The sequence below is a fragment of the Acidisoma sibiricum genome (assembly GCF_057837225.1).
Genome location: NZ_CM174445.1, coordinates 758,536 through 781,850 on the forward strand (window position 1 = coordinate 758,536; position 23,315 = coordinate 781,850).

The 23,315-nt window shown below is 63.2% G+C and carries 21 protein-coding genes and 1 tRNA gene; 13 read left to right on the plus strand and 9 right to left on the minus strand.

The genetic code is table 11. From position 1 onward, the window contains the following. Positions 1–66 precede the first annotated feature (66 nt). Both queC and AC3G7M_RS03665 read right to left on the minus strand, forming a co-directional pair. Complete coding sequence (queC, locus tag AC3G7M_RS03660; RefSeq protein ID WP_489214365.1) at positions 67–777, minus strand: 7-cyano-7-deazaguanine synthase QueC; 711 nt, start codon at positions 775–777, stop codon at positions 67–69. After that, positions 774–3,137, minus strand: a complete 2,364-nt coding sequence (locus AC3G7M_RS03665; protein ID WP_489214366.1) for an Orn/Lys/Arg family decarboxylase — start codon at positions 3,135–3,137, stop codon at positions 774–776. The genes queC and AC3G7M_RS03665 overlap by 4 nt, the downstream gene beginning before the upstream one ends. Before the next feature lie 207 nt (positions 3,138–3,344). Between AC3G7M_RS03665 and AC3G7M_RS03670 the strand changes: the two genes are divergently transcribed. Both AC3G7M_RS03670 and AC3G7M_RS03675 read left to right on the plus strand, forming a co-directional pair. Further along, entirely contained in the window at positions 3,345–4,265 is a 921-nt protein-coding gene (locus tag AC3G7M_RS03670; RefSeq protein WP_489214367.1) for an aliphatic sulfonate ABC transporter substrate-binding protein, read from the plus strand. An 88-nt stretch (positions 4,266–4,353) separates the two neighbouring features. Beyond that, complete coding sequence (locus tag AC3G7M_RS03675; protein WP_489214368.1) at positions 4,354–4,866, plus strand: DUF2059 domain-containing protein; 513 nt, start codon at positions 4,354–4,356, stop codon at positions 4,864–4,866. Between the two features lie 569 nt (positions 4,867–5,435). Here the strand turns inward: AC3G7M_RS03675 and AC3G7M_RS03680 are convergent. From AC3G7M_RS03680 to AC3G7M_RS03690, 3 genes are read right to left on the minus strand one after another with little or no spacing between them, the layout of a single operon-like run. Then, entirely contained in the window at positions 5,436–6,095 is a 660-nt protein-coding gene (locus AC3G7M_RS03680) for a hypothetical protein (RefSeq protein WP_489214369.1), read from the minus strand. Further along, positions 6,095–6,718 carry a 7-cyano-7-deazaguanine synthase gene (locus AC3G7M_RS03685; protein ID WP_489214370.1) on the minus strand — a complete coding sequence of 208 codons (624 nt, stop codon included), beginning with the start codon at positions 6,716–6,718 and terminating at the stop codon, positions 6,095–6,097. Before AC3G7M_RS03685 ends, AC3G7M_RS03680 begins: the two co-directional genes overlap by 1 nt. Continuing rightward, the gene (locus AC3G7M_RS03690; protein ID WP_489214371.1) at positions 6,715–8,043 is read right to left on the minus strand and encodes a nucleoside 2-deoxyribosyltransferase; all 1,329 of its coding nucleotides are present in this window, start codon (positions 8,041–8,043) and stop codon (positions 6,715–6,717) included. Before AC3G7M_RS03690 ends, AC3G7M_RS03685 begins: the two co-directional genes overlap by 4 nt. A gap of 977 nt (positions 8,044–9,020) precedes the next feature. On the opposite strand from AC3G7M_RS03690, the gene AC3G7M_RS03695 reads away from it, so the two are divergent. Further along, on the plus strand, positions 9,021–9,749 hold the full coding sequence (locus AC3G7M_RS03695) for an SDR family NAD(P)-dependent oxidoreductase (protein ID WP_489214372.1): 729 nt from the start codon (positions 9,021–9,023) through the stop codon (positions 9,747–9,749). Positions 9,750–9,753: 4 nt separating this feature from the next. Here the strand turns inward: AC3G7M_RS03695 and AC3G7M_RS03700 are convergent, their stop codons facing one another. The 3 genes from AC3G7M_RS03700 to AC3G7M_RS03710 all read right to left on the minus strand — a co-directional run bounded on the left by AC3G7M_RS03700 (position 9,754) and on the right by AC3G7M_RS03710 (position 12,821). Beyond that, positions 9,754–10,650: a DUF6635 family protein gene (locus AC3G7M_RS03700; RefSeq protein ID WP_489214373.1), complete on the minus strand. Its 897-nt coding sequence runs from the start codon at positions 10,648–10,650 to the stop codon at positions 9,754–9,756. A 239-nt stretch (positions 10,651–10,889) separates the two neighbouring features. Continuing rightward, entirely contained in the window at positions 10,890–11,423 is a 534-nt protein-coding gene (gene ppa / locus AC3G7M_RS03705; RefSeq protein WP_489214374.1) for an inorganic diphosphatase, read from the minus strand. Positions 11,424–11,516: 93 nt separating this feature from the next. After that, positions 11,517–12,821, minus strand: a complete 1,305-nt coding sequence (locus AC3G7M_RS03710) for an MFS transporter (RefSeq protein ID WP_489214375.1) — start codon at positions 12,819–12,821, stop codon at positions 11,517–11,519. A gap of 117 nt (positions 12,822–12,938) precedes the next feature. Between AC3G7M_RS03710 and AC3G7M_RS03715 the strand changes: the two genes are divergently transcribed. The 4 genes from AC3G7M_RS03715 (at position 12,939) to AC3G7M_RS03730 (ending at position 16,207) form a co-directional block, all read left to right on the plus strand. Beyond that, positions 12,939–13,011 (plus strand) — tRNA-Ile (locus AC3G7M_RS03715). An 87-nt stretch (positions 13,012–13,098) separates the two neighbouring features. Continuing rightward, the gene (ettA, locus tag AC3G7M_RS03720) at positions 13,099–14,778 is read left to right on the plus strand and encodes an energy-dependent translational throttle protein EttA (RefSeq protein WP_489214376.1); all 1,680 of its coding nucleotides are present in this window, start codon (positions 13,099–13,101) and stop codon (positions 14,776–14,778) included. A 63-nt stretch (positions 14,779–14,841) separates the two neighbouring features. Next, positions 14,842–15,513, plus strand: coding sequence for a GNAT family N-acetyltransferase (locus AC3G7M_RS03725; protein ID WP_489214377.1), 672 nt, complete (start codon positions 14,842–14,844; stop codon positions 15,511–15,513). 112 nt (positions 15,514–15,625) lie between these two features. Then, complete coding sequence (locus tag AC3G7M_RS03730; protein WP_489214378.1) at positions 15,626–16,207, plus strand: DUF1013 domain-containing protein; 582 nt, start codon at positions 15,626–15,628, stop codon at positions 16,205–16,207. Between the two features lie 113 nt (positions 16,208–16,320). On the opposite strand, the gene AC3G7M_RS03735 is transcribed toward AC3G7M_RS03730, so the two are convergent. Continuing rightward, the gene (locus AC3G7M_RS03735; protein ID WP_489214379.1) at positions 16,321–16,497 is read right to left on the minus strand and encodes a YdcH family protein; all 177 of its coding nucleotides are present in this window, start codon (positions 16,495–16,497) and stop codon (positions 16,321–16,323) included. Positions 16,498–16,682: 185 nt separating this feature from the next. Between AC3G7M_RS03735 and AC3G7M_RS03740 the strand changes: the two genes are divergently transcribed. From AC3G7M_RS03740 to atzF, 6 genes are all read left to right on the plus strand, one after another. Then, positions 16,683–16,886 (plus strand): YdcH family protein, encoded by a 204-nt coding sequence (locus tag AC3G7M_RS03740; RefSeq protein WP_489214380.1) that lies wholly within the window; start codon positions 16,683–16,685, stop codon positions 16,884–16,886. 42 nt (positions 16,887–16,928) lie between these two features. Next, positions 16,929–17,468 (plus strand): 5-(carboxyamino)imidazole ribonucleotide mutase, encoded by a 540-nt coding sequence (gene purE, locus AC3G7M_RS03745; RefSeq protein ID WP_489214381.1) that lies wholly within the window; start codon positions 16,929–16,931, stop codon positions 17,466–17,468. A gap of 59 nt (positions 17,469–17,527) precedes the next feature. Then, positions 17,528–18,613, plus strand: a complete 1,086-nt coding sequence (locus AC3G7M_RS03750) for a 5-(carboxyamino)imidazole ribonucleotide synthase (RefSeq protein ID WP_489215940.1) — start codon at positions 17,528–17,530, stop codon at positions 18,611–18,613. Positions 18,614–18,696: 83 nt separating this feature from the next. After that, positions 18,697–20,631: a threonine--tRNA ligase gene (gene thrS, locus AC3G7M_RS03755; protein ID WP_489214382.1), complete on the plus strand. Its 1,935-nt coding sequence runs from the start codon at positions 18,697–18,699 to the stop codon at positions 20,629–20,631. 190 nt (positions 20,632–20,821) lie between these two features. Further along, positions 20,822–21,361 (plus strand): translation initiation factor IF-3, encoded by a 540-nt coding sequence (gene infC, locus AC3G7M_RS03760; RefSeq protein WP_489215941.1) that lies wholly within the window; start codon positions 20,822–20,824, stop codon positions 21,359–21,361. Between the two features lie 80 nt (positions 21,362–21,441). Next, positions 21,442–23,259, plus strand: a complete 1,818-nt coding sequence (gene atzF / locus AC3G7M_RS03765; RefSeq protein ID WP_489214383.1) for an allophanate hydrolase — start codon at positions 21,442–21,444, stop codon at positions 23,257–23,259. The last annotated feature ends 56 nt before the right edge of the window (positions 23,260–23,315 follow it).

Genomic DNA, 23,315 nt, shown 5'->3' on the forward strand with positions numbered 1-23,315 from the left:
GCAGTCCTTTCGGGCAGATCAGCCTTTTAGCTGGCGTGCCGCGCGCGGCTGCCAAGAGCCCTAGCCTCAGCTGGTGCGGGCTGTGAAGCGGGCCCAGCCCTCGGCCCGCAATGCGCAGGCGGGGCAATGGCCGCAGCCGTAGCCCCAGGCGTGCAGATGCGTGCGGTCGCCGAGATAGCAGGTATGGGTTTCGTGGTTGATCAGCCGCACCAGGGGCTCGCCGCCCAGGTCCTGCGCCAGGTCCCAGGTCGCGGCCTTGTCGATCCACATGAGCGGCGTATGCAGCACGAAGCGCCGGTCCATCCCCAGGTTCAGCGCCAGCTGCAGCGCCTTGATGGTATCGTCCCGGCAATCCGGGTAGCCGGAAAAATCGGTCTCGCAGACGCCCGTCACGATATGCTTGATGCCACGCCGATAGGCAGTGACCGCCGCCATGGTCAGAAACAGCAGGTTCCGCCCCGGCACGAAAGTATTGGGCAAGCCGTCCGCCTGCATGGCGATTTCGGTCTCAGCCGTCAGCGCCGTCTCGCTGAGTGTTCCGACGATCCCGGCATCGATGACATGATCTGCGCCCAGCCTCTCGCCCCAGACGGGGAACTGGGCGCGCAGCGCAGCCAGCACAGGCGCGCGGACATCCAATTCCACCCGATGGCGCTGGCCATAGTCGAAGCCGATCGTCTCGACGCGCGCGAAGCGGTCAAGCGCCCAGGCGAGGCAGGTCGCCGAATCCTGCCCGCCCGAAAACAGCACCAAAGCCTTGGTCTCAGCCGCCGTCACGCCGCACCCTTCTCCCGGATAACATAGGTGTAGAAGCGCATAACCCCATCCCGCGTCTCCCGATAGAGGCCCTGAACCTCGGATTCAAAGCCCGGAAACAGGTTCGACGCCCGCTCGAAGACCTTCAGGTAATCGATCATCGGCTGCGCGCGGCCGCCGACGCGCTCACCCGGCACGATGGTCGCGATCCCCGGCGGATAGACCAGCCACAAGGTCGCGGCGATCCGCCCGGCCGCCTCGTCCAGCGGTACGTAATCGACATTGTTGCGCACCAGTTCCCGCGTCGCCTCATGCGGATGCAGCACCATCTCGGGCAGATGCTCGGCGCGGAACTGCGCCGCCTGCAGGGCGCTGGTGCCCGCCGCGCGGTAGAAGGCGTGCATCTCAGCGCAGAGGTCGCGCAGGCCGATCCCGCTATAGCGCTGCGGCCGGCGCGCGACGAAACTGGGAAAGACATCTTCCAGCGGGCGGTTCTCGTCATGCAGCTTCTTGAAGGTGACGAGATGCGACAGCAGCGTGCCGGCCTTGCTGCTCTCCACCCCCGGCGTCAGCAGAAACAGCAGGGAGTTGAGGTCGTTCTTCTCCGGCACGATGCGGTTTTCGCGCAGATATTCGGCGACAACCGGCGCCGGAATGCCGTGCTCGGCATAGCGGTCCTCGGCACTGTCGCTGAAGCCCGGCGTCAGGATCGTCAGCTTGTTGGGGTCCGTAATCGCCCAGCCGCGTTCCAGGCCCGGAAAGCCGTGCCAGAATTCATCCGGCACCAATTCCCATTGCGCGGGGTCGCTCGCGAGCAGATCGGTCTCGGCATCTTCCCAGCGCATGCCCTCAGACCCGCGCGCGGCGTCCGACGGCTGCACGAAGCGCGGCACGAAAGGCTCGAAGAACCAGCGCCGGTTGGGGTCCGTCTCATGCTCGCCATATTCCCGCGCCGCCAGGCGGATCTTCTTGCGCAGCTCAATCCCCAGCCGCACCGTATCATCCCACAGCACCTCGCCCGAGCGGCCCTTCATCATCTGCGCGCCGACATCGAGGGACGCGAACAGCGGATAGAAGGGGCTGGTGGAGGCATGCAGCAGAAACATCTCGTTGAAGCGTTGCGCACTCACCTGCCGCCGCTGCCCCGCCAGATGGGAATCCTTCACATGGATCTGGCTCGCCTGGGAAAAGCTCGCCAGCTGCTTGTGCGAGCTTTGCGTCACGATGATGCCGGAATGATCAGGCCCCAGCTTTTCCAGCCCCATGCCGAAACGTCCGCGGAACAGCGGATGGAACTTCATGAAACCGGCCCAGGCCTCGTCGAACAGGATGTAGTCGCACAGATGGCCGATGCGGGCGACGATCTCCTCGGCAGAGACGATGGTGCCGTCATAGGTGCATTGCTCCACCACCGCCGCGCGGAACGGACGTTCCCGGCGCCAGGCCTCCTTGTCGGCGACGGAGGGATTGTCGCGGATCGCTTCGCGCAGCCGCGTCTCATCCAGCGCCGCCAGCTGCATCGGCCCGATCAGCCCATGCGGATTGCGCGCGGTCTCGACATAAATCGGCGTCGCACCCGCCAGCAGCAGCGCGCCATGATGCGCGGCCTTATGGTTGTTGCGATCGAACAGCACCAGATCGCCCTCGGCCAGCAGCGCGTTGAGCACGATTTTGTTGGACGCCGAGGTGCCGTTGAGCACGAAATAGGTCCGCTCGGCGCCGAAGATCTTGGCGGCTTCCTGCTCGGCGCGCAGGGCCGGGCCTTCATGGGTCAGCAGGTCACCCAGCTGCAGCACCGAGTTGTCGAGGTCGTCGCGGAAGATCGCCTCGCCCAGATGCTCCACGAAAATGCGGCCGATCGGGCTGCGGCGATAGAAGGCGCCGCCATTATGGCCGGGGCAGGTCCACAGCATATTGCCCTGCTCGGCATAATCCACCAGCGTGCCGAAGAACGGGGTTTTCAGGCTGTCGGCATATTGCTTCAGCCGCGCCACCAGGTTCTTGGCGATGAAGTCCGGCGTCTCCTCGGCCAGGAAGACGAAGCCGTCGACATTATCCAGCACCTCGACCGGAATCTGGTCCAGCGTCTGCCGGCGCACCAGAATGATGATCGGCACATCCAGCCCGCGCTTGCGCACCAGGTCGATCAGCGCCGAGGATTTGCCGGCCACGCCCTTCTTGCCCCAGTCGACGATGATGCAGCCGATGGCGGCGTCGGTGCGGATGACGAGCTCGGCATCCTCCTCCCGCCGGGCGCGCAGCACGGCGTAGCCGTCCTGCTCGATCTCGCCCAGGATCTGTGTCAGCCGCGCCCCTTCCAGGTCGCTCTCATTGAAGGCGGGAACGCAGATGAGGAACTTGAAGCGGCGCGAATATTCCATCCGAATGTCCTTGAGCGTGCGGGCGTGCCGGGGCGGCGTGACGGGACTGCCTGCAGGCGCATAGCGCCATCGACCGCAGCCGTGTGACAAATTTTCAGCCGTAATAGCGATTTTCGTTCGCGCTATAGTTTGACTGACGGATGGGCCGCGGATATTTTGCGCCAGCAAAACTGGGAACCCGGTCTTATGGCGATCACACGACGTAGAATGTTGCAGGCCTCCGGCGCCGCCCTGCCGGCGCTGACGCTGGGGACAGCCGCGCGGGCCGAGGATCGCGTGCTGAAGGTCGGCTATCAGAAGGCCTCGGTCGCGCTCTCGCTGCTCAAGGCGCAGGGCCTGCTGGAGCAGCGGCTGAAGCCGCTCGGCTATCGCGTCTCCTGGGCCATCTTCACCTCGGGCCCGCCGATCCTGGAGGCGCTGAATGACGGCGCCGTCGATTTCGCCTTCACGGGGGAGCCGCCGCCGATCTTCGCCCAGGCCGCGGGCGTGCCCGTGGTCTATGCCGCCGCCACCAACCCCTCGCCGCGATCGGTCGCCATCCTGACGGAGCCCGGCAGCACGATCGGCACGGTCGCGGACCTGAAGGGCAAAAAGGTCGCGGTCGCGAAAGGGTCCAGCGCCAATTACCTCGTCGTCTCCGCGCTGCGCCATGCGGGCCTGACCTGGTCGGATATCAAGCCTGTCTATCTGCAGCCGTCGGACGGGCGGGTGGCGCTGCAATCGGGCGCGGTCGATGCCTGGGCGGTGTGGGACCCGTTCGAGGCGGCGGCCGAGGTCGCGGGCGCGCGCATCCTGACCGACGGCACCGGGCTGATGCCCAATCGCGCCTTCTATCTCTCCAGCCGGGATTTCGCGACCAAGGACGCCGACGCGCTGAAAGCCGCCATCGGCGCCATTCGCGAAATCGAGGCCTGGGAGCCTAGCCATATCGACCAGATCGCGACGGACCTCTCCAAGACCATCGGCGTCCCGCCGCAGATTTTGAAACTCTGGTTTACCCGGCAGAAATACGGCGTGGGACCGGTGACGCCCGCCATCGTCGCGGACCAGCAGGTGATCGCCGATACCTTCGCGTCCCTGCATCTCATTCCGCGCAAGATTGACGTGTCCCAGGCGGTGCTGGGTTAGGCACCGGCCGCGCATCTCCGCAATGACACCAACCCGTTACAAAACCCGGCCATAATCCGGGCGGGAGTTGAACGGACAAGAGGGTGTCATGCGGAGCTTTGCTTTGGTCTCGGCGCTCGTCATCGGCGCTGGCCTCATCAGCCACAGCGCCTATGCCGATCAGAAATCGGATGACGTGCAGACGCTGATGGACCTCACCGGCCGCAATACCGAAGCAGTCGAACGGCAGGTGGACAACAGGGTCCGCTTCACGCTGCAGATCTTCATCGACCAGCATCCCGATCTGACGGGCGATGAGGTGGTGAAGCTGCAAACCCAGGTCCTGAGCGTTGAGAAAGCCTATCTTGACACCGCCGGCGCCGAGACCGCCGCCTATTTCGGCAGCAGGTTGAGCGATGAACAGATCAAGGCCGCAATTGCGTTCTTCGCGTCGCCGGAGGGGAAAGCCTATCGCGCCGCCAATCGCGCGGCGACCCACGCCCTTGCGCGGGAAGCCCAGCAGCGGCTGCCGATCCTGATTCAAAGCATCAAGGATATTTTGTGGGCCTCGCTGAAGGGCCACAACCTCCTGCCCCAGCCGACGACGCCGAAAGCGGGGTAGCGGGCGCCGGGCGTGCCGGCGCGGTGGTGATGGTGCGCTGCGGCGCCACGGTGATGAGGTAGACGCATTAAGGCCGCCCACGCCGACCCGTCATCTGCCTTCCTCCCATCATCCGCGGACGTGTCTTAACCACCGTCCCCTCTTGACCGTCATCCCCTCTGAATCGTCATCCCCGGGCTTGACCCGGGGATCTATCCGCCGCCGCAGGCGTTACGCGGAGAGGAGCCGCCGCCACCCGCGACATCGCGCGGGAAGCCCAGCAGCGGCTGCCGATCCTGATTCAAAGCATCAAGGATAGTCTCTGGGCCTCGCTGAAGGGCCACAACCCGCGGCCCCAGACCACGACGCCCAAGGCGGGGTAGCGGGCGCCGGGCGCCGGGCGCGGGCGCGGGTATGCGCGTGGGTGGCAGTGTCGTGACGAGACAAAAACGCTAGGGCCGACGCCGTCCGCCTTCTTACCCAGCTAGATGGTGACCCGTTCGCCACCAGGAAGGTTATGCCGACGCGGGTATCGGCGCTCTCCATTGGCGCCGAATGATCGGTGCCGACAACACCCTAATCTAACAATATTAGAAGCCGAAATTTAGCTGTAAAGAATGTTTGCGAGTCTCCAGAGACCATACCCAAGCATCGAATTCTCGCCGAGGAATAGAAAGTAGGTCGGCCGCAAAGCAAAACACATTCTTTAAAAATTCATAGCCATTATTATAGATCCCTGCTCTCGCGGCAAATGTTCTGATATGCCGATCCACAGCGACCGACTCGATTCCTACTAAACAAGACATGTAGTCGACCGTCTTAGGGCCGACGCCGTTTAATGATCTGAGGTCGGCGCAGAACCCGTCAGACTTGAGTGCTGCGTGAATGTCTTCGGTCGTGTCCACGTTTACCCTGTGAAGAAAGCTGACCAAATGCTCAAAGCGCTCTAACTTGGTCGGATGCCTCCAGTCTAAAAGCTGCGCAGTGCTGCCATTCTTAACAAGACACATGAGTACGCTCACCCGGTCCGCATCTGGAAATTCCTTCAGAATGCGTCCAATTCGCGGCATAACCACAGAACGATAGTTAAGCCCTGCCTGCAGCACAGCATCCGCAAGCAGAGCTCCGGCGTGTTCATACGTTGAGCGCCGCAGAGCGTATGACGAAGGCACGCCCTGCTCTGACGCAAAATTCGCGACGATGCGTGCCGCCGTCAAAAGTTCGAGTCGGTCAGGAAGAAAACTTGTCATTATAAAAGCCCAGTTTCTCGTAGAGCTCCTAAGCGCTCCACGCAATTTGGGCAAGCTCCGCAGGGTAGCCTGCTAGATGCTTGGCAGGAGAATGTCCTGCCTACGGGCACGCCCAGGCGAATGGCCTCTTGTGCAACCTGTGTCTTAGATGAATGCCGAAAAGGTGATGTAAACCGCACCGGTCCGATCGTATCTGTAAGCCCATCGAGGCTGTTCATGAACTCAGAAGTACAGTCAATCTCTTTAGCGTGGTTGCTATTGATGAAGCCGGTATAAACTTCGAGAATCCCAAGAGTCTGCGCTCTCGCAGCAGCCGAAGCGTAGAACAGGAGGGTTCGATAAGGAACGTACAAATCATCATCGCGAATCTCCTCCTTCCAGAGATTGGCCTCAACGATCAGGCGCGACGCTGACCCTCGAAAAAGGTCCGAGAGGTTGACCCGCTCAGGGCGATTCATATCTGCCGGCAGAACTTCATTCACTCGGCTCCATTCGGTCTCAACACAGTGTTGCCCATAATCAAAAAACAATGGATGCACATCCGCTCCTTTTGCTTGAAGTGCAAAGGCGACGGTCGTTGAGTCTAAACCACCAGATGCCAGAAGTACTACCCGCCTAGTCATCCAAGGAAACTTTCATTGATTTTTGATAACGACTCAAAAATACTATTCAAACAAATGTCGAGATCAGAAGAATAGCTGACACTACCCGTGACCACCATTGTGTTTCTGTTCTCGTTGCGTGGATCGAAGGTAACGACCGGCTTTCCCATCTCTATCGCAAGACCAATCTCGACCAGAGTCCCTGGATCGCGTTCGATCGGGATTGCAAAAACTGCCGAACACTCGCGGAGCAATTGCACGTCACTAAAATAGTAGCCTGATAGTGACTCGACTGACGATCCGGGGTTTGCTTCGCCATTCTCCTTAACTGGCCGTCTGATACGAAAGTTATGATATTCTAAAGCAGCTACCGCAGCGCTTATCTCCTGATAATCTGTGTACGAGAAGTCTGGGGCGGCCAAATAAATCTGCATACGTGGGCGCACATGCCACGGTAGAGAGACACCGCCCAGACCGCGGACAATATCGACAGGTATCTGGAGTTCGCGCTTGACGTCGCGTTTAAGATCATCCGGCCACGTAGTTTGAGCATAAACGGTGGCAACTTGCATTCCCCGCCAAGCAACATCTTTTGGACTACCTTCAAAAACACCGAAGACAGCAGTAAATACGTCCCCCACACCCACTGAGTTAGTTGTCACGCTCAGCGTAGCTGTAATGTATTCGGTATCTTCCGTTTCTAGGTCGAATAGTCTGCTGCCACCACGGTTTTCCTTTAGCAGCAGTTTTTTTGCCCCAATGCTCTTGGCCAAATCTAGGAGTGGAACGACATCCCTCGACGCAAGATCCAAGAAAAAACTTGAAGATGTAGATATGACCACTGAGTCAATTCTACCCGTAAGAGATTGAAGATATTTTGTATCGTCGATGTCGTAGGCAAAATCGACAGTGACCCGAGCGTCAGGCTTGAGCTGATTGATCACATCTACTAAATCGTACCTTCCAGGAAATACAACAATGCGATTAAACTCACTCAAATCAATATCGTCATAATTTGGAACGACCCTTCTCTCATCGCGCAGAAGGTCTTCATAACCTTGGTGTCCTACCTCTTTAACGTCAGCAATTGCGATTACATTTGGTGCGCCAGTTACCTCCCCAAGAAGCACAAAGTTCTTGCAACCATGCTGTGTCAAATAGTCCCGCGCCTGTTCAACCAGATATGCCGGGCAGAATGCCCCGACTGAGTAGTTTTGCCCGCTAGCCCACAGGCCACGAGCTGCATGCACTACTCCCCCGAGCCTTAGCTTTGCGCTGGTGGCGCGCGTAGGCATCGTGAAGTCAACCATAACTTCACCGATCAACAGTGGGATTGCTTCGGACATTTAAACAGCTACAAAATCGGCTTGGACTTGAGGATTGCTGCCGTTTGAGGATGCAGTCACGATACCGGCGTATGTAAATCCATCTTCTAAGCAACGTGCAAGGTAGTTAAGCCGCGTAGGCAGCGAGCCAACCGACTCCGTCCCTATTATCGCGACTACTCGGCCCCTAACCTGAATGGTAAGCTGGGTTCCCACCGTAGGCGAGAATCCGTATTTTATATAGAAATCGTGGCTAGCAACGTCCTCTAAACTGGCAGTGAATGCCTCGCCGCATTTATCTGAGCCACTGGAGCCACCAGATGATCCACTACCTGATTCTGTTTTTTTCTTGCCGGAATAGTCGCTGAAATTTCCCGACCCGGTGCTTCCCATCAACCCCATCCTTTATTTTTGATTACACTAGCCGCGACGGACTGATGATATCAAGTATTCCTGAATAAATTTCTCAGATATGTGCTTTCCGAAGCTAATAGCACTCCGAATTGCGAGCCAGTGATATAAGAACCGTTTCGAGTTTCAAATAGTCATTCTGGATCTAAGACCCCGCTCCACGCCAATGGAAGCAATCACGCTACGGACGCAGCATAAACAGCTTTGCAGGTCAGCCTCAGAATGTGGTTATCGCCGTAAAGAACAACATCTTCCCGTCCTATGCCGCGTCCGTCGGCCGGTCGCGGATGATGAAAGCTTTGGCGGCGGGCGGGTAGACGAGAACGAACGGCGCGACCGGGCCTGACGGACATGCGGAGACAGGGCGCGTCCAGGCGCAGACCGCGGGGTATCGCGGCTTGAACCGAATCCAACTCTGCTTGGCAAAAAACTGCCGCGTGAAACCCTGTGGGATTGCCGAAGCACCCTCGGCCGCAATAATGGCGTCGGCTTTGACAGGTCCAGACGGGCAGGCATGAACAGTCACCCCCCTTGCATCCAACACCCCCGCTCCCCGCGAAGAACAAGAAACCACCCGCGGAGCCAGCATGAACAGCTTTGAGCCTGAGGCCCAGGCGGTCGTGATCGGCGCGGGGGGCGGCATTGGCGGCGCGCTGGCGGCGGCCCTCGCCCAGGACCCAGGCTTCGCCGCCGTCCATGCCCTCTCTCGCCATCCGGGCGCGTCCGCAGGCCGCCTGCACACGGGTTTCATCGATGTGCTGGATGAGGCGAGCATCGCGGCGGCCGCCGCGCGCATCACCGGCCCCCTGCATCTCGTCATCATCGCGACCGGCGCGCTGCAAGGCCCACGCTTCCCGGCGCCTGAGAAAACCTACAAGGCTCTGGAGGCCGACGCGCTACTCGCCAGTTTCCAGCTCAACACGGCGGGTCCTGCGCTGGTCGCGAAGCATTTCCTGCCGCTCATGGCGCGGGACGGCAAGACCGTTTTCGCCGCCCTCTCCGCCCGCGTCGGCAGCATCACCGACAATCGCGCCGGCGGCTGGCACGCCTATCGCGCCGCCAAGGCCGCTTTGAACATGCTGATGCGCAATTTCGCGATCGAGACGGCGCGGCGCAACGCGGGCGCCATCTGCGTCACACTCCATCCCGGCACGGTCGATACGGGTCTCAGCCGGGCCTTCCATCGCGGCCTGCCGGAGGGCCAGGTGATTACGCCGCAAACCTCGGCCGCCGCGCTGCTGCGGGTGATCGACACCATCACGCCTGCCGATAGCGGCCAGTGTATCGGCTGGGATGGTGTCACCATCCCGCCCTGACCCGCTACCGCGCGGCGAACTTGGCCGCAGCCCCCAGGATGTCGAACAGGTCCAGCAGGCGCGCGACGTAATGATCATGCACCGCAAAGCCCGGCGCTGCGGGGTCAAAGAACTGCCGCTCCAGCGCATCGACCATTTTCGTCAGCCGCTTCTGATGCAGGCCCAGCCGCCGCTGCACGGGGTCGGCGATGATGCCGGCGAAAGCGGCCAGGCTGGCCGAGGCCAGCATCAGCCCGCCCGTCGTGGTCATCACCAGCCCGGCCGCAGGCGGCGCCAGCGGAAACACCACATAGCAGGCCGAGGCCGCCCAGGCGCCCAGCGGAAAACTGCCGGCGGCGACGTGTTGAGAGATCACCCCGGCCAGCGCCGGGCCCAGCGTCACCGCGCCCGGCGTCAGCTTCTGCACGGCGAGCGCTCCGGCGCCGAGGTTGAGCAGTCCCGTCGTAATCTCGGCCGCCGCGCCCCGCGTCACGCCATATTCCGTCATCGCCTCGCGCAGGCGGGCGGCGAATAGCGGGTCCTGCCGGTGACGGCCGATCGCCTCCAGCAGGCTTTCGATGGTCCCTTCCAGCAGCGGGCTTTCCAGAATGGCGTCGGTCAATCCGTTGCGGGCGCTCACCCGCGTCTTCTGGGCAATCGGCAGGTCCAGCAGATCGGTCATGATTCGCCACTCGATCTCCTCGGCGACATCGGTGCGGAGCAGGACCGAGCGGTCGAGCAGCCGCGCGGCCCGGCGCGCGCCCAGCTTGCGGGCAAGCCTGGTGCCCAGCTGCATCGCCACCTGCGGCATGGCCAGCGTCAGGTTCAGCGGCGCGCGGGCAATGTCCCAGCCGACCGCCGCGCGATGCAGCGCCAGCGACCCGGTGAAGGAGAAGTTGCGGTCCACAAAGGGGCCGATCATGGCCCGGCGCGCCGCGAAATAGCGCCGGGCGCCATCTTCCACCGCCGCGCGGACGGCGTCCTGGTCCAGCGGCGTCAGGTCTGTGTCGATGCCAGCATTCCCGTCCCGTGATGAGCCATGAAAAAGGGCAGCTTGCGCTGCCCTTTTCTACCCGGTTTCGACCCCGCAGGGTCACACCCTTCCGTGAGATGCGTGCATTTGCACGGAGTTGCCAGGTGGCAACTCGTCCCGAGACGGACCTATTTGCTGCGGGCGTCGAACGCGTCGATCGCCGCGACGATCGCCTGCTCGGCCGCCACGCGGTCACCCCAGCCCACCACCTTCACCCATTTGCCGGGCTCCAGATCCTTGTAGCGGGTGAAGAAATGCTCAATCACCTTCAGCGTAATCTCAGGCAGGCCGGAGAGTTCGGTCTGGTCCTTATACTGCGGATGCACCTTGTCATGCGGCACGCAGATGATCTTCTCGTCCTTGCCGGACTCGTCTTCCATGAACAGCACGCCGATGGGCCGCGCGCGGATCACGGCGCCGGGCACCACCTGGGTCGGCACCAGAACCAGGGCGTCGGCCGGGTCACCGTCTTCCGACAGCGTGTTCGGGATGAAGCCATAGGCGGCCGGATAGGCCATGGGCGTGAACAGGAAGCGGTCGACGAAAATCGCGCCGCTCTCCTTGTCGATCTCGTATTTCACGGCCGAACCCTGCGGGATTTCGATCACCACATTGATATCGCCGGGCGCGGCCTTGCCCGTGGGAATCTTGCTCACATCCATGATGGTCTCCGGTCGTTCTCAAAACTATGAAACGGCAAATTGAAAGCGGGCGCACCCTCCTCCATTCGCCTGCTCTTGCCAAGCCGAAACGCCTCAGCGCGGCAGATCGCGCCGTGACGTCTCGGTCATGGTCAGCACGGCGATCAGGCTGATGACGCCAGCGGCCGTGATGTAATGGCCCACCCAGGCCAGCCCGCCATAGATCACCAGCTTCTGCGCGATGTAGGGGGCCAGCGACCCGCCCAGAATGCCGCCCAGGCTATAGGCGGCCGAGGCGCCGGAATAGCGCAGATTGGTCGGGAACAATTCCGGCAGCAGCGCGCCCATGGGCGCGAAGGTGAAGCCCATCAGCACCAGCTCGATGACCAGAAACAGCAGCACCCGGTCTGTTTGCCCGCTGCCCAGCAAGGGCGCGATGAGAAAGCCCGACAGGCCGGCGGCGATGGCGGCCGTCATCAGCACCGGGCGGCGGCCGAAGCGATCGGCAAGTGCGGCCGCAACCGGCGTCGCCACCGCCATGCCCAGGATCGCGAGGCACAGCAGACCCAGGAAGGTCGTGCGCGGGATATGGCCGATCTTGGTGCCGTAGCCGAGCGCAAAGACGGTCGAGATATAGAACAGCGCGTAGCACACCACCATCGCACAGGCGCCCTGCAGCAGCGGCACCCATTGCCGGGTCAGCACGTCGCGCACCGGCAGGCGCAGCCGCTCCTGCCGGGCCAGGCTCTTCTGGAAGGCCAGCGTCTCGGGCAGGCGGCCGCGGACGTAAAGTCCGATACCGACCAGCACAGCGCTCGCCAGGAAGGGAATGCGCCAGCCCCAGGCCAGGAACTGCGCATTCGTCAGAACACTGAACAGCAGGAGAAACAGACCGTTCGAGAGCAGAAAGCCGATCGAGGGGCCAAGCTGCGGAAACATGCCGAACCAGGCGCGACGGCCGGCCGGCGCATTCTCGGTCGCGAGCAAGGCAGCGCCACCCCATTCACCGCCCAGGCCCAGTCCCTGGCCGAGGCGCAGCAGACACAGCAGCAGCGGCGCCAGAATGCCGGCGGTCGCATAGCCCGGCAGCAGGCCGATCAGCGTGGTGGACAGGCCCATCACCAGCATCGAGGCGACGAGGGTCGACTTGCGCCCGACCCGGTCGCCGAAATGGCCGAACAGAAAGGCGCCGAAGGGCCGCGCCAGGAAGGCGATGCCGAAGGTGAGGAAAGCCGCCAGCTGCTCGGCCTGCGGGACATGGGCGGGGAAAAACACCGGCCCCAGCACCAGGGCCGCCGCCGTGCCATAGATATAGAAGTCGTAGAACTCGACCGTCGTGCCGATCAGGCTCGCCAATACGATGCGCCCGGTGCGGGGCGCGGCCGCAGGCGCGCGGCCTGCCTTGGAGATGGCAGACATGATGTGGTTTCTCTCCCTGAGTTGGGAGAGGTTTTAGCGCCTCGCGCGCCAGGGGAAAGAGCCATACCCGCGCGGCGCTTGCCAAAGCCCCCTGCGGTGAGAGATATCCAGTCTTCTGCGCCTGTAGCTCAACGGTTAGAGCGGGCCGCTCATAACGGCTTGGTTGCGGGTTCGATTCCTGCCAGGCGCAGTGACGCCGCCGTCGCTTGGCGGTTGCCCCTAACCCCGACATTGCCTAGAGCAGCACGCAGTCCCCGCGCGCATTCGGAGCATCGCCATGGCCGCCTACCAGTATGTCTACGTGATGAAGGATGTGACCAAGGCCTATCCGGGCGGTCGCGAAGTCTTCAAAGGCATCACTCTCTCCTTCCTGCCGGGCGTGAAGATCGGCGTGCTGGGCGTGAACGGCGCCGGCAAGTCGACGCTGCTCAAAATCATGGCGGGTGTGGAAAAGGAATTCGGCGGCGAGGCCTGGGCGGCTGAAGGCGTGCGCGTCGGCTATCTGGAACAGGAGCCGCAGCTCGACCCGACCAAGACGGTGGGCGAAAACGTCGCCGAAGCCTTCGCGGTGGTGAAGGCCGCCCTCGCCCGCTTCAACGAAATCTCCGAAAAGTTCATGGAGCCGATGGAGGAGGACGAGATGAACGCCCTCCTCGCCGAGCAGTCCGCCTTGCAGGAAAAGATCGACGCCGGCGACGGCTGGGAGATGGACCGCAAGATCGAGATCGCGCTCGACGCGCTGCGCTGCCCGCCGGCCGAGTCCGAGGTGACCAAGCTTTCGGGCGGTGAGCGCCGCCGCGTGGCGCTGTGCCGCCTGCTGCTGGAAAAGCCCGACCTGCTGCTGCTCGACGAACCGACCAACCATCTGGACGCCGAAAGCGTCGCCTGGCTGGAACACACGCTGCGGGAATTCACCGGCACGGTGATGATCATCACCCATGACCGCTACTTCCTCGACAACGTCACCAACTGGATTCTGGAAATCGAGCGCGGCCGCGGCTATCCGTTCGAGGGCAACTACTCCTCCTGGCTGGATCAGAAGCGCAAGCGGCTGCAGCAGGAAGAGAAGGAAGAGAGCTCGCGCCAGCGGGCGCTGGCCGCCGAAGCCGAGTGGATCGCCTCCTCCCCGCGCGCCCGCCAAAGCAAAAGCCAGGCGCGTATCAAGCGCTATGAGGAGATGCAGCAGGCCAGCCAGGAGCGCGCCGGCGGCGTCGCCGAAATCGTCATTCCGCCCGGCCCCCGCCTCGGCGGCCTGGTGATCGAGGCGACCGACCTCAAGAAGGGGTTCGGCGACCGCATGCTGGTCGACGGGCTCAATTTCAAACTGCCGCCGGGCGGCATCGTCGGCGTCATCGGCCCGAACGGCGCCGGCAAATCGACTCTGTTCCGCATGATCCTGGGCCAGGAAACGCCGGACGGCGGCACCTTGCGCATCGGTGACACGGTGAAGCTCGGCTATGTCGATCAGTCACGTGACAGCCTGGACCCGAACAAGAACGTCTGGGAGGAAATCTCCGGCGGCACCGATGTGATCCATCTCGGCAAGCGCACCATCGCGTCGCGCGCCTATGTCGGCGCCTTCAACTTCAAAGGCTCGGACCAGCAGAAGAAGGTCGGCATCCTCTCAGGCGGTGAGCGCAACCGCGTGCATCTGGCCAAGATGCTGCAGACCGAAGCCAATGTCATCCTGCTCGACGAACCGACCAACGATCTCGACGTCGATACCCTGCGTGCCCTGGAAGAGGCGCTGGCCGAATATCCCGGCTGCGCGGTGATCATCTCCCATGACCGTTGGTTCCTGGATCGTCTGGCGACCCATATCCTGGCCTTCGAGGGCGACAGCCATGTCGAGTGGTTCGAGGGTAACTTCCAGGATTATGAAGAGGATAAGCGACGTCGACTGGGCGCACAGGCGACCGAGCCCCATCGCATCAAGTATCGTCCTCTCGCGCGCTAGGGCGGCAGAGGCGCCGCGCGGCGCTGCCGCGCCGCCTGGCTTGCTGCGGGAAGGCCTGAAACCGTGACCCATCTCCTGCCCCTCCCGCCGCCTGAGCCGGGCGGATGGAATCCGGCATGGGTTCTGCGCACCGGGCGGATGGTCCTGCGACCCGTCTCCGGCGGCGATGCGGCGGAGATCGCGGCGCTGAAGGCCGACCCGCGCGCCTACGCGATGATGCTGGGCGGGGTGCGCAGCTATGAGCAGGCGAATGATGAACTGGCCGCCGATGTGCGCGCCTGGGGCGCCCATGGCATCGGCCTGTGGTCGGCGCGCGACCGCGAAACCGGGGAATTCTACGGCATCGCCGGCATCATGCAGCGCGCGGACGGCCGCGGCATGGCGCTGCGCTTCGCCTTCGAGCCGGAAGCCCGCGGCCATGGTCTGGCGCGGGAAGCGGCGATCGCGGCGCTGCATTTCGCGCATGACCGGGCCGGAATCGCCCGCGTCATCGCCGTCGCCCGCGAAACCAACGCGGCCTCCTGCATGCTGCTGACCGGCATCGGCATGCAGGAGGCACCGGACCTTGCCTTCACACGCGATGGTTATCGCATGCTCGTTTTCGTCAGCGAGCCCAGGCTTTATTTTGTGGAAAACTGGCACCCAAACGACAAAAGCGACACGGGCGCGGTCTCCGCCGATGCGCAAATCCAGACGGCTCGCCCCGGATTTGTGGCCTCTGCCCCTCACTCATAACAGAGTTTCGCGACTTGACCGGTGAAGGGGCGGACGTCCATATCGGTCCCCGACCCGGACATGAACCGCTTACCTCACATCCGTCCAGCGGGTGATTCTAGGTGTTTCGACAATGACCCTTCCTTTGATGCCCAAAGCCACTGCTGTCTGGCTGATTGACAAGACCGCTCTGACCTTCGAGCAGGTCGCGGAATTCTGCGGCATGCATCCGCTGGAAGTGCAGGCCATTGCCGACGGTGAAGTCGCCCAGGGCATCATGGGCTACGACCCCGTGGCCAATAGCCAGGTAACGGCCGAGGATATCGCCCGCTGCGAGGCGAACCCCGATGCGCGCCTGCGCATCCTGGCCTCCGCAGTGCCGGCGACCAAGAAGACCCGCGGCGGCCGCTACACGCCGGTTGCCAAGCGCAATGACCGGCCGGACGCCATCGCCTTCCTGCTGCGCAACTTCCCGCAGCTGTCGGAATTGCAGCTCTCGAAGCTGCTCGGCACCACCAAGGAGACGATCCAGAAGGTGCGCGAGCGCAGCCATTGGAACAGCGCCAATATCAAGCCGCGCGACCCGGTCATCCTCGGGCTCTGCAAGCAGAGCGACCTGAACGAGGCGGTGTCCCAGGCCAATGACCGGCTGCTGAAGGAAGGCCGCCAGGTGCCGCCGCCCCCGCCGCCGCTGACGGAACATGACGCCGCCTGACCCCGCAAGACGCTGACGACAAAAAAGGGGTAGGCGCGTCGCCTACCCCTGTCTCGTCTTAGTCCGGTTTTTTGGTCTTTGCAGTCTGTGTGGGGATTGTGCCGATCCCGGAGTTAGTGGCCTTTGCTGGCGGAAAGCCGGGCCATTTCTTCCTTTAGTCGAAGTTTTTCGCGTTTAAGCGTGCCGATAGTCTGGCTATCGGGCGCCGGGCGCTGGTCTTCAGACGCCAAACGCGCTTCCAGGCTGGCATGACGGTCTTTGAGGGTCTCAATTCTGGCCTGTAGAGACATGGGATCTCCCTTCTAACAAGCACACGGTCTGTTGGGCCCGCCCGTCCACGACTGAACCAGGCGGACCTCCGAAGGCTACTGCCACTGTCCTGTCATATTCCAGCGGAAAGACTCACAATATCGCGATTGCATGCGTCCAATGCCGGAGGGTATGACCAGCCACGCCCCCATGCTAAGCAGGCTCCATGCTTTCTGATCGTGACACCGTGCTGCGCCGTCTGCATGAGCTAAGGAGCGAGCACCGCGATCTCGATACGGTCATCATACGGATGGGCGATATCGGGGCGCAGGACCTGCTCAACGTGCAGCGGCTGAAGAAGCGCAAGCTTGCCCTGAAGGATGAGATCGCGCGCCTCGAAAGCCGGCTTATCCCCGACAACATCGCTTAGCGTTTTGATACTGAACGCTTATTCTTGCTTTGATGGATGCCGATGACGACCCAGCCCCCCGCCCATCCCAGTCACGAGGCTGAGAAGAAGCCGCCCGATGTCGGCGTCATCATGGGCAGCCAGTCTGACTGGGCGACCATGCGGCATACGACCGAAACGCTCGCCGCCCTTCATATTCCGTATGAGACGCGCATCGTCTCGGCCCATCGCACCCCGGACCGGCTGGCCGATTACGCCAAGTCTGCGCGCGGGCGAGGCTTGAAGGTGATCATCGCTGGTGCCGGCGGGGCCGCCCATCTGCCGGGCATGTGCGCATCCTGGACCATTTTGCCGGTGCTGGGCGTGCCCGTGGAAACCCATGCCCTGAAGGGCATGGATAGCCTTCTCTCTATCGTGCAGATGCCGGGCGGCGTGCCGGTCAGCACCTTCGCCATCGGCCGCGCCGGCGCCATCAACGCGGCGCTGACCGCCGCCTCCATCCTTGGCCTGTCGGACCCGCATCTGGCCGATGCGCTGGCGGCCTGGCGCGCGGCGCAGACGGAATCGGTCGCCGACGAGCCCAGCGAGGAGCCGGCGGCGTGAGCGGCCCGCTCGCGCCTGGCAGCACCATCGGCATTCTGGGCGGCGGACAGCTTGGCCGCATGTCGGCGATGGCCGCTTCCCGCCTTGGCTACCGCGCCCATATCCTGACGCAAGAGGAAGACGGGCCGGCCGCTCAGGTCGCCGCCGGCGTCACACTGGGCAGTTACGACGATCCCGCAGCGCTGCAGGCCTTTGCCGCGTCCGTCGATGTCGTGACCTTTGAATTCGAGAATGTCAGCGCCGAGGGGCTTTCGCTCCTCGCCGCGCTGAAGCCGGTGCATCCCTCGCCCAAAATACTCGGCATCAGCCAGGACCGGGTGGCGGAAAAATCCTTCCTCAATGCGGCGGGCGTGGCGACCGCTCCTTGGGCGGAAGTGACCGACGAGGGGAGCCTGACCGCCGCCATTGCCGCCATCGGCCTGCCGGCGATCCTGAAGACCAGTCGCCTCGGCTATGACGGGCGCGGCCAGGCCCGCGTCGCGACACCCGAGGAAGCGCTGATGGCCTTCCACCGTCTGGAGCCGAAACCGCTGGTGCTGGAAGGTTTCGTGGATTTCGCCTGCGAAGTCAGCGTCGTCGTCGCGCGCGGCCAGAACGGGCAGATCACCAGTTTCGACACGGTCGAGAACCACCACAAGCACGGCATTCTGGACCTGACCTTCGCCCCCGCCCGCATCCCGGAGGAGACAGCCGCTGCGGCCCAGGCACTGGGCCGGCGCGTCGCGGAAGCGCTCGACCTCGTCGGCCTTTTGGCGGTCGAAATGTTCGTCGACCGCGACGGGTCCTTGCGGGTCAACGAAATCGCGCCGCGGCCGCATAATTCCGGCCATTGGACGATGGATGCCTGCCAGGCCAGCCAGTTCGAGCTGCATATCCGCGCCGTCGCGGGCCTGCCGCTGCCGCCCGCCACGCGGCATTCGGATGCGGTGATGAAAAACCTCGTCGGCCCGGATGACATCGCCCTGTGGCCTGAGATTCTGGCGACACCCGGTCTGATCCCGCACCATTACGGCAAGGCCGAAGCCCGGTCCGGCCGCAAGATGGGCCATGTGAACCGGCTGTTCCCCCGCGGCAGCCTGCCCGGACCGTTCGGCATCAGTGCTGGTCTCGGGCCGCTGGCCGAGCGCATCACGGATCAGGGCTGAAGCGCTGAGGGTTGCGGCCTCTTGGGCCTGCACCCTAGATAGGCGCCCTTATCGCTCGCGGCCTTTTAACCGGAAGATTTGCCATGCCCGCCATCACCCTGCCTGACGGCTCCGTGCGACATTTCGCGGGCACCGTCACCGGCACCCAGGTGGCGGCCGATATCGGGCCCGGTCTCGCGCGCGCGGCCCTTGCCATGCGCGTGGACGGCACGCTGCTTGATCTGTCGCGTGAGATCGAAAACGACGCCGCCGTTACCTTCGTGACACGGAAGGACCCGGACGCGCTGGAGCTGATCCGCCACGATACGGCGCATGTTCTGGCTGAGGCCGTCCAGGCGCTGTATCCGGGCACTCAGGTCACCATCGGGCCGGCGATCGACAACGGCTTCTATTACGATTTCGCCCGCAATGAGCCCTTCACGCTAGACGATCTGCCCAAGATCGAAGCGAAGATGAAGGAAATCATCGCCGCCCGCGCGCCCTTTACCCGCGAAGTCTGGGACCGGGACGAAGCCATCGCCTTCTTCCGCAACAAGGGTGAGCGCTACAAGGCCGAGCTGATCCAGGATCTGCCGGTGACGGAGACCATCACGCTCTATCGCCAGGGCGAGTGGATCGACCTCTGCCGTGGTCCGCATATGCGCGATACCGGCGATATCGGCACTGCCTTCAAGTTGCAGAAGGTGGCCGGCGCCTATTGGCGCGGCGATCATCGCAACGCCATGCTGAGCCGCATCTATGGCACCGCCTGGCGCGACCAGAAGGAGCTGGACGGCTATCTGACCATGCTGGAGGAAGCCGAGCGGCGTGACCATCGCCGCATCGGCAAGGCGATGGACCTGTTCCATATGCAGTCCGAGGCTCAGGGGTCGATCTTCTGGCATCAGAAGGGCTGGCGCCTGTACCGGACGCTGGAAAGCTACATGCGCCGCCGCCTGGAAGGTGCCGGCTATGACGAGGTGAAGACGCCGCAGCTGGTCGACCGCGCGCTGTGGGAAGCCTCCGGCCATTGGGAGAAGTTCCGCCAGAACATGTTCATCGCGACGGTGGCGGAGGAGCCCGATGTCACCCTCGCCCTGAAGCCGATGAACTGCCCCTGCCATGTGCAGATCTTCAACCAGGGCCTGCGCTCCTATCGCGAATTGCCCTGGCGCATGGCCGAATTCGGCTCCTGCCATCGCTACGAGCCCTCGGGCGCGCTGCACGGCATCATGCGCGTGCGCGCCTTCACCCAGGATGACGCGCATATTTTCTGCACCGAGGACCAGATCACCGGCGAGACGGTGCGCTTCGTCGCCCTGCTGTCGGCGATCTACAAGGATCTCGGCTTCGAGGATTTCCGCGTGAAATTCTCCGACCGGCCGGACACCCGCGCTGGGACGGACGCCACCTGGGACCAGGCCGAGGCCGCGCTGAAACGCGCCTGCGCCGATGCCGGGGTGGACTACGAACTCAATCCGGGCGAGGGCGCCTTCTATGGTCCCAAGCTGGAATTCGTGCTGCGTGACGCGATTGGCCGGGACTGGCAGTGCGGCACGCTGCAGGTGGATTTCGTGCTGCCCGAGCGCCTGGATGCCGAATATATCGGCGAAGATGGCGCGAAGCACCGCCCGGTCATGCTGCATCGCGCCATTCTGGGCAGTTTCGAGCGCTTCATCGGCATCTTGATCGAGCAATATGCAGGCCGCTTCCCGCTATGGCTGGCCCCCGTTCAGGTTGTGGTAGCGCCGATCGTCTCGGACGCCAACGACTATGCCGAGGAGGTCGCGGCCCAGCTGCGGGCACAGGGCCTGTCGGTTTCCACCGACCTGCGCAACGAGAAGATCAACGCCAAGGTGCGCGAGCATTCCCTCGCCCATGTGCCGGTGATCGCCGTCGTCGGGCGGCGGGAAGCGGAGGAGCGGCGGGTCAGCCTGCGCCGCCTGGGCCAGGAAAAGCAGGAGGTCATGGACCTGACCGAGGCTGTCGGCCTGCTGGCGGCCGAGGCGCTGGCGCCCGACCAGCGCACGGCCGCATAACCCTTACCCTGATCCCGGCAAAGCTGGCTTGATCCAGCTGCCTCTTGCGAAGAGGCGGCTGGATCACTGATATAGTTGGAGCGGCGTGGATGTGATTGCATCCGTTCGGACGGAGGGCTATCCGTTCCACTCCTCTAACGGTATTCTTGCGGCCAGATCTATTACGTCTAAACATTGACAGGAGAGCTCCATCCCTAGGCCACCCCAAGCGCCCACACCGCCGCGCAACGACGGTCCGCGTGTGAACGAAGAAATCCGCTCGGCGACGGTCCGCCTGATCGATCAGGACGGCGAGATGATCGGCGTGATGAGCGCGCGCGACGCGCTGCAGCGCGCCTTCCAGGTTGGTCTCGACCTTCTGGAAATCAGCCCGAATGCCGAGCCGCCGGTCGTCAAGATCCTGGATTTCGGCAAGTTCAAATACGAACAGCAAAAAAAGAAGAACGAAGCCAAGAAGCGGCAGAAGGTCATCGAGATCAAAGAGGTCAAGGTGCGCCCGAACATCGACGAGAACGACTACCAGGTGAAGCTTCGCGCCATGAAGAGCTTCATCGAGGAAGGCGACAAGGTGAAGGTGACGCTGCGCTTCCGTGGCCGTGAAATGGCCCATCAGGATATCGGCGTGAAGGTGCTGGAACGTATCCGTGGGGATATGGACGAGCAGAGCAAGGTCGAGCAGATGCCCAAGATGGAAAACCGTCAGATGGTCATGGTGCTGACGCCGCGCTAGCGGCGGCTGACCGGATTTGATCCTGGCCTCTGGCCCTGATCTTGAATGGATCGGCCCCGATGATACGATCGGGGTCGACGATGTCTGAATTTTCCTTCGATATTTCCAGCCTGCGTGCCGCTTATCTGGGCGGCAGCCTGACGCCTGTGCAGATGGTGGCAGAGGTGCTGCGGCGCATCGCCACGCTCGACGATCCCGCTATCTGGATCAGCCGTCCCAGCGATGACGTGCTGCTGGCCGAGGCTGAGGCGCTGTCCGCCCGTGTCAGTGATATCGACAGCCTGCCGCTCTATGGCATTCCCTTTGCGGTCAAAGACAATATCGACGTCATCGGATTGCCGACGACGGCCGCCTGCCCGGCCTTCGCCTATCATCCCGCGCGGTCAGCGACAGCGGTCGAAAAGCTGGTCGCGGCCGGGGCCATCGTCATCGGCAAAACCAATCTGGACCAGTTCGCGACCGGACTGGTGGGCGTCCGCTCCCCTTACGGCATTCCCCGCAATAGTTTCGACGCTCTGATGGTGCCGGGCGGATCAAGCTCAGGCTCGGCGGTCTCAGTGGCGTCCGGCCTCGTCAGCTTCTCCCTCGGCACCGACACGGCGGGGTCCGGCCGGGTGCCGGCGGCCTTCAACAATCTGGTCGGGCTGAAGCCCACGCGTGGCCTGATCAGCAATACCGGTCTGGTGCCGGCCTGCCGATCGATCGACTGCATTTCCATCTTCGCGCTCACCGTGCCGGATGCGCTGGCCGTGCTGGAGGTCGCCGGCGGGTTCGACGCCGAAGACAGCTATTCGCAAGTGCCGCCAGCCGGATTCCAGGCGCGGCTGCGGCCTGCCGCGGAGGCCTTCACCTTTGCCGTGCCGCATCAGGCCGAGCTGGAGTTTTTTGGCGACGAAGCGGCGCGGCACCTGTTCGCGGAAGCCGTCGCCCGCGCCGAGGCTTTGGGTGGCCGCAAGATCGAAATTGACTTCGCACCATGGGTAGAGACCGCGAACCTGCTCTACGGACCCTGGACCGCCGAGCGCACGGCCGCCGTCGGGCCGATGCTGGCCGTGGAGCCCGATGTGCTGCACCCCGTCACCCGCAAGATCGTCGAAGTGGGGCTGAAGCCCTCAGCGGTCGATATCTTCCAGGCGCAATACCGGCTGCAGGCGCTGCGCCAGACCATCCGCCCGGTCTGGGACGAGGCCGATTTCCTGCTGGTGCCGACGACGGGCACGGCCTTCAGCCTGGCCGATCTAGAAGCCGAACCAATCGCCCGCAATACTGACCTCGGCTACTATACCAATTTCACCAATCTGCTGGATCTGTCCGCCATCGCCGTGCCCAGCGGCTTCAAGCCGAACGGCTTTCCGGCTGGCGTGACGCTGATCGGCCCGGCCTGGCATGACGCGAAGCTGGCGAGCTTCGCCCATACGATGCACCGTTCCATGGGCGGCCCGATGGGCGCCACCGGCATCGCGCAGCCTGCGGCAGCGGAACCGGCGGCCGCTGTCATCAGCCAGCCGGAGATCGCCATCGCGGTCTTCGGCGCGCATCTCACCGGCCAGCCGCTCAACCCGCAGCTGCGCGGCTTCGGGGGACGCTTTCAGCGCCTCTGCCGCACGGCGGCGAGCTACAGGATGGTCGCCATTCCGGGGCGGATTCTGCGCCCTGGCCTAATCGATATCGGTGACGGCGGCACGGCGATCGAGGGGGAAATCTGGTCTCTGCCCGGTGCGGCTCTCGCTGGCTTCCTGGCGACCATCGCGCCGCCGCTGGGTCTGGGCACGGTGCGGCTGGACGGCGGCGAAACCTCGCTCGGCTTCATCTGCGAGGGCGGCGTTTTGACGGAAGGCGCACCCGATGTCAGTCAATTCGGCACCTGGCCCGCCTATTTGCAAACGCTCGCCAAATAATCGGCCCTGCACGGCATGACTGACAGCCCTGCCGGCTCCAGATCCCGCCAAGCATC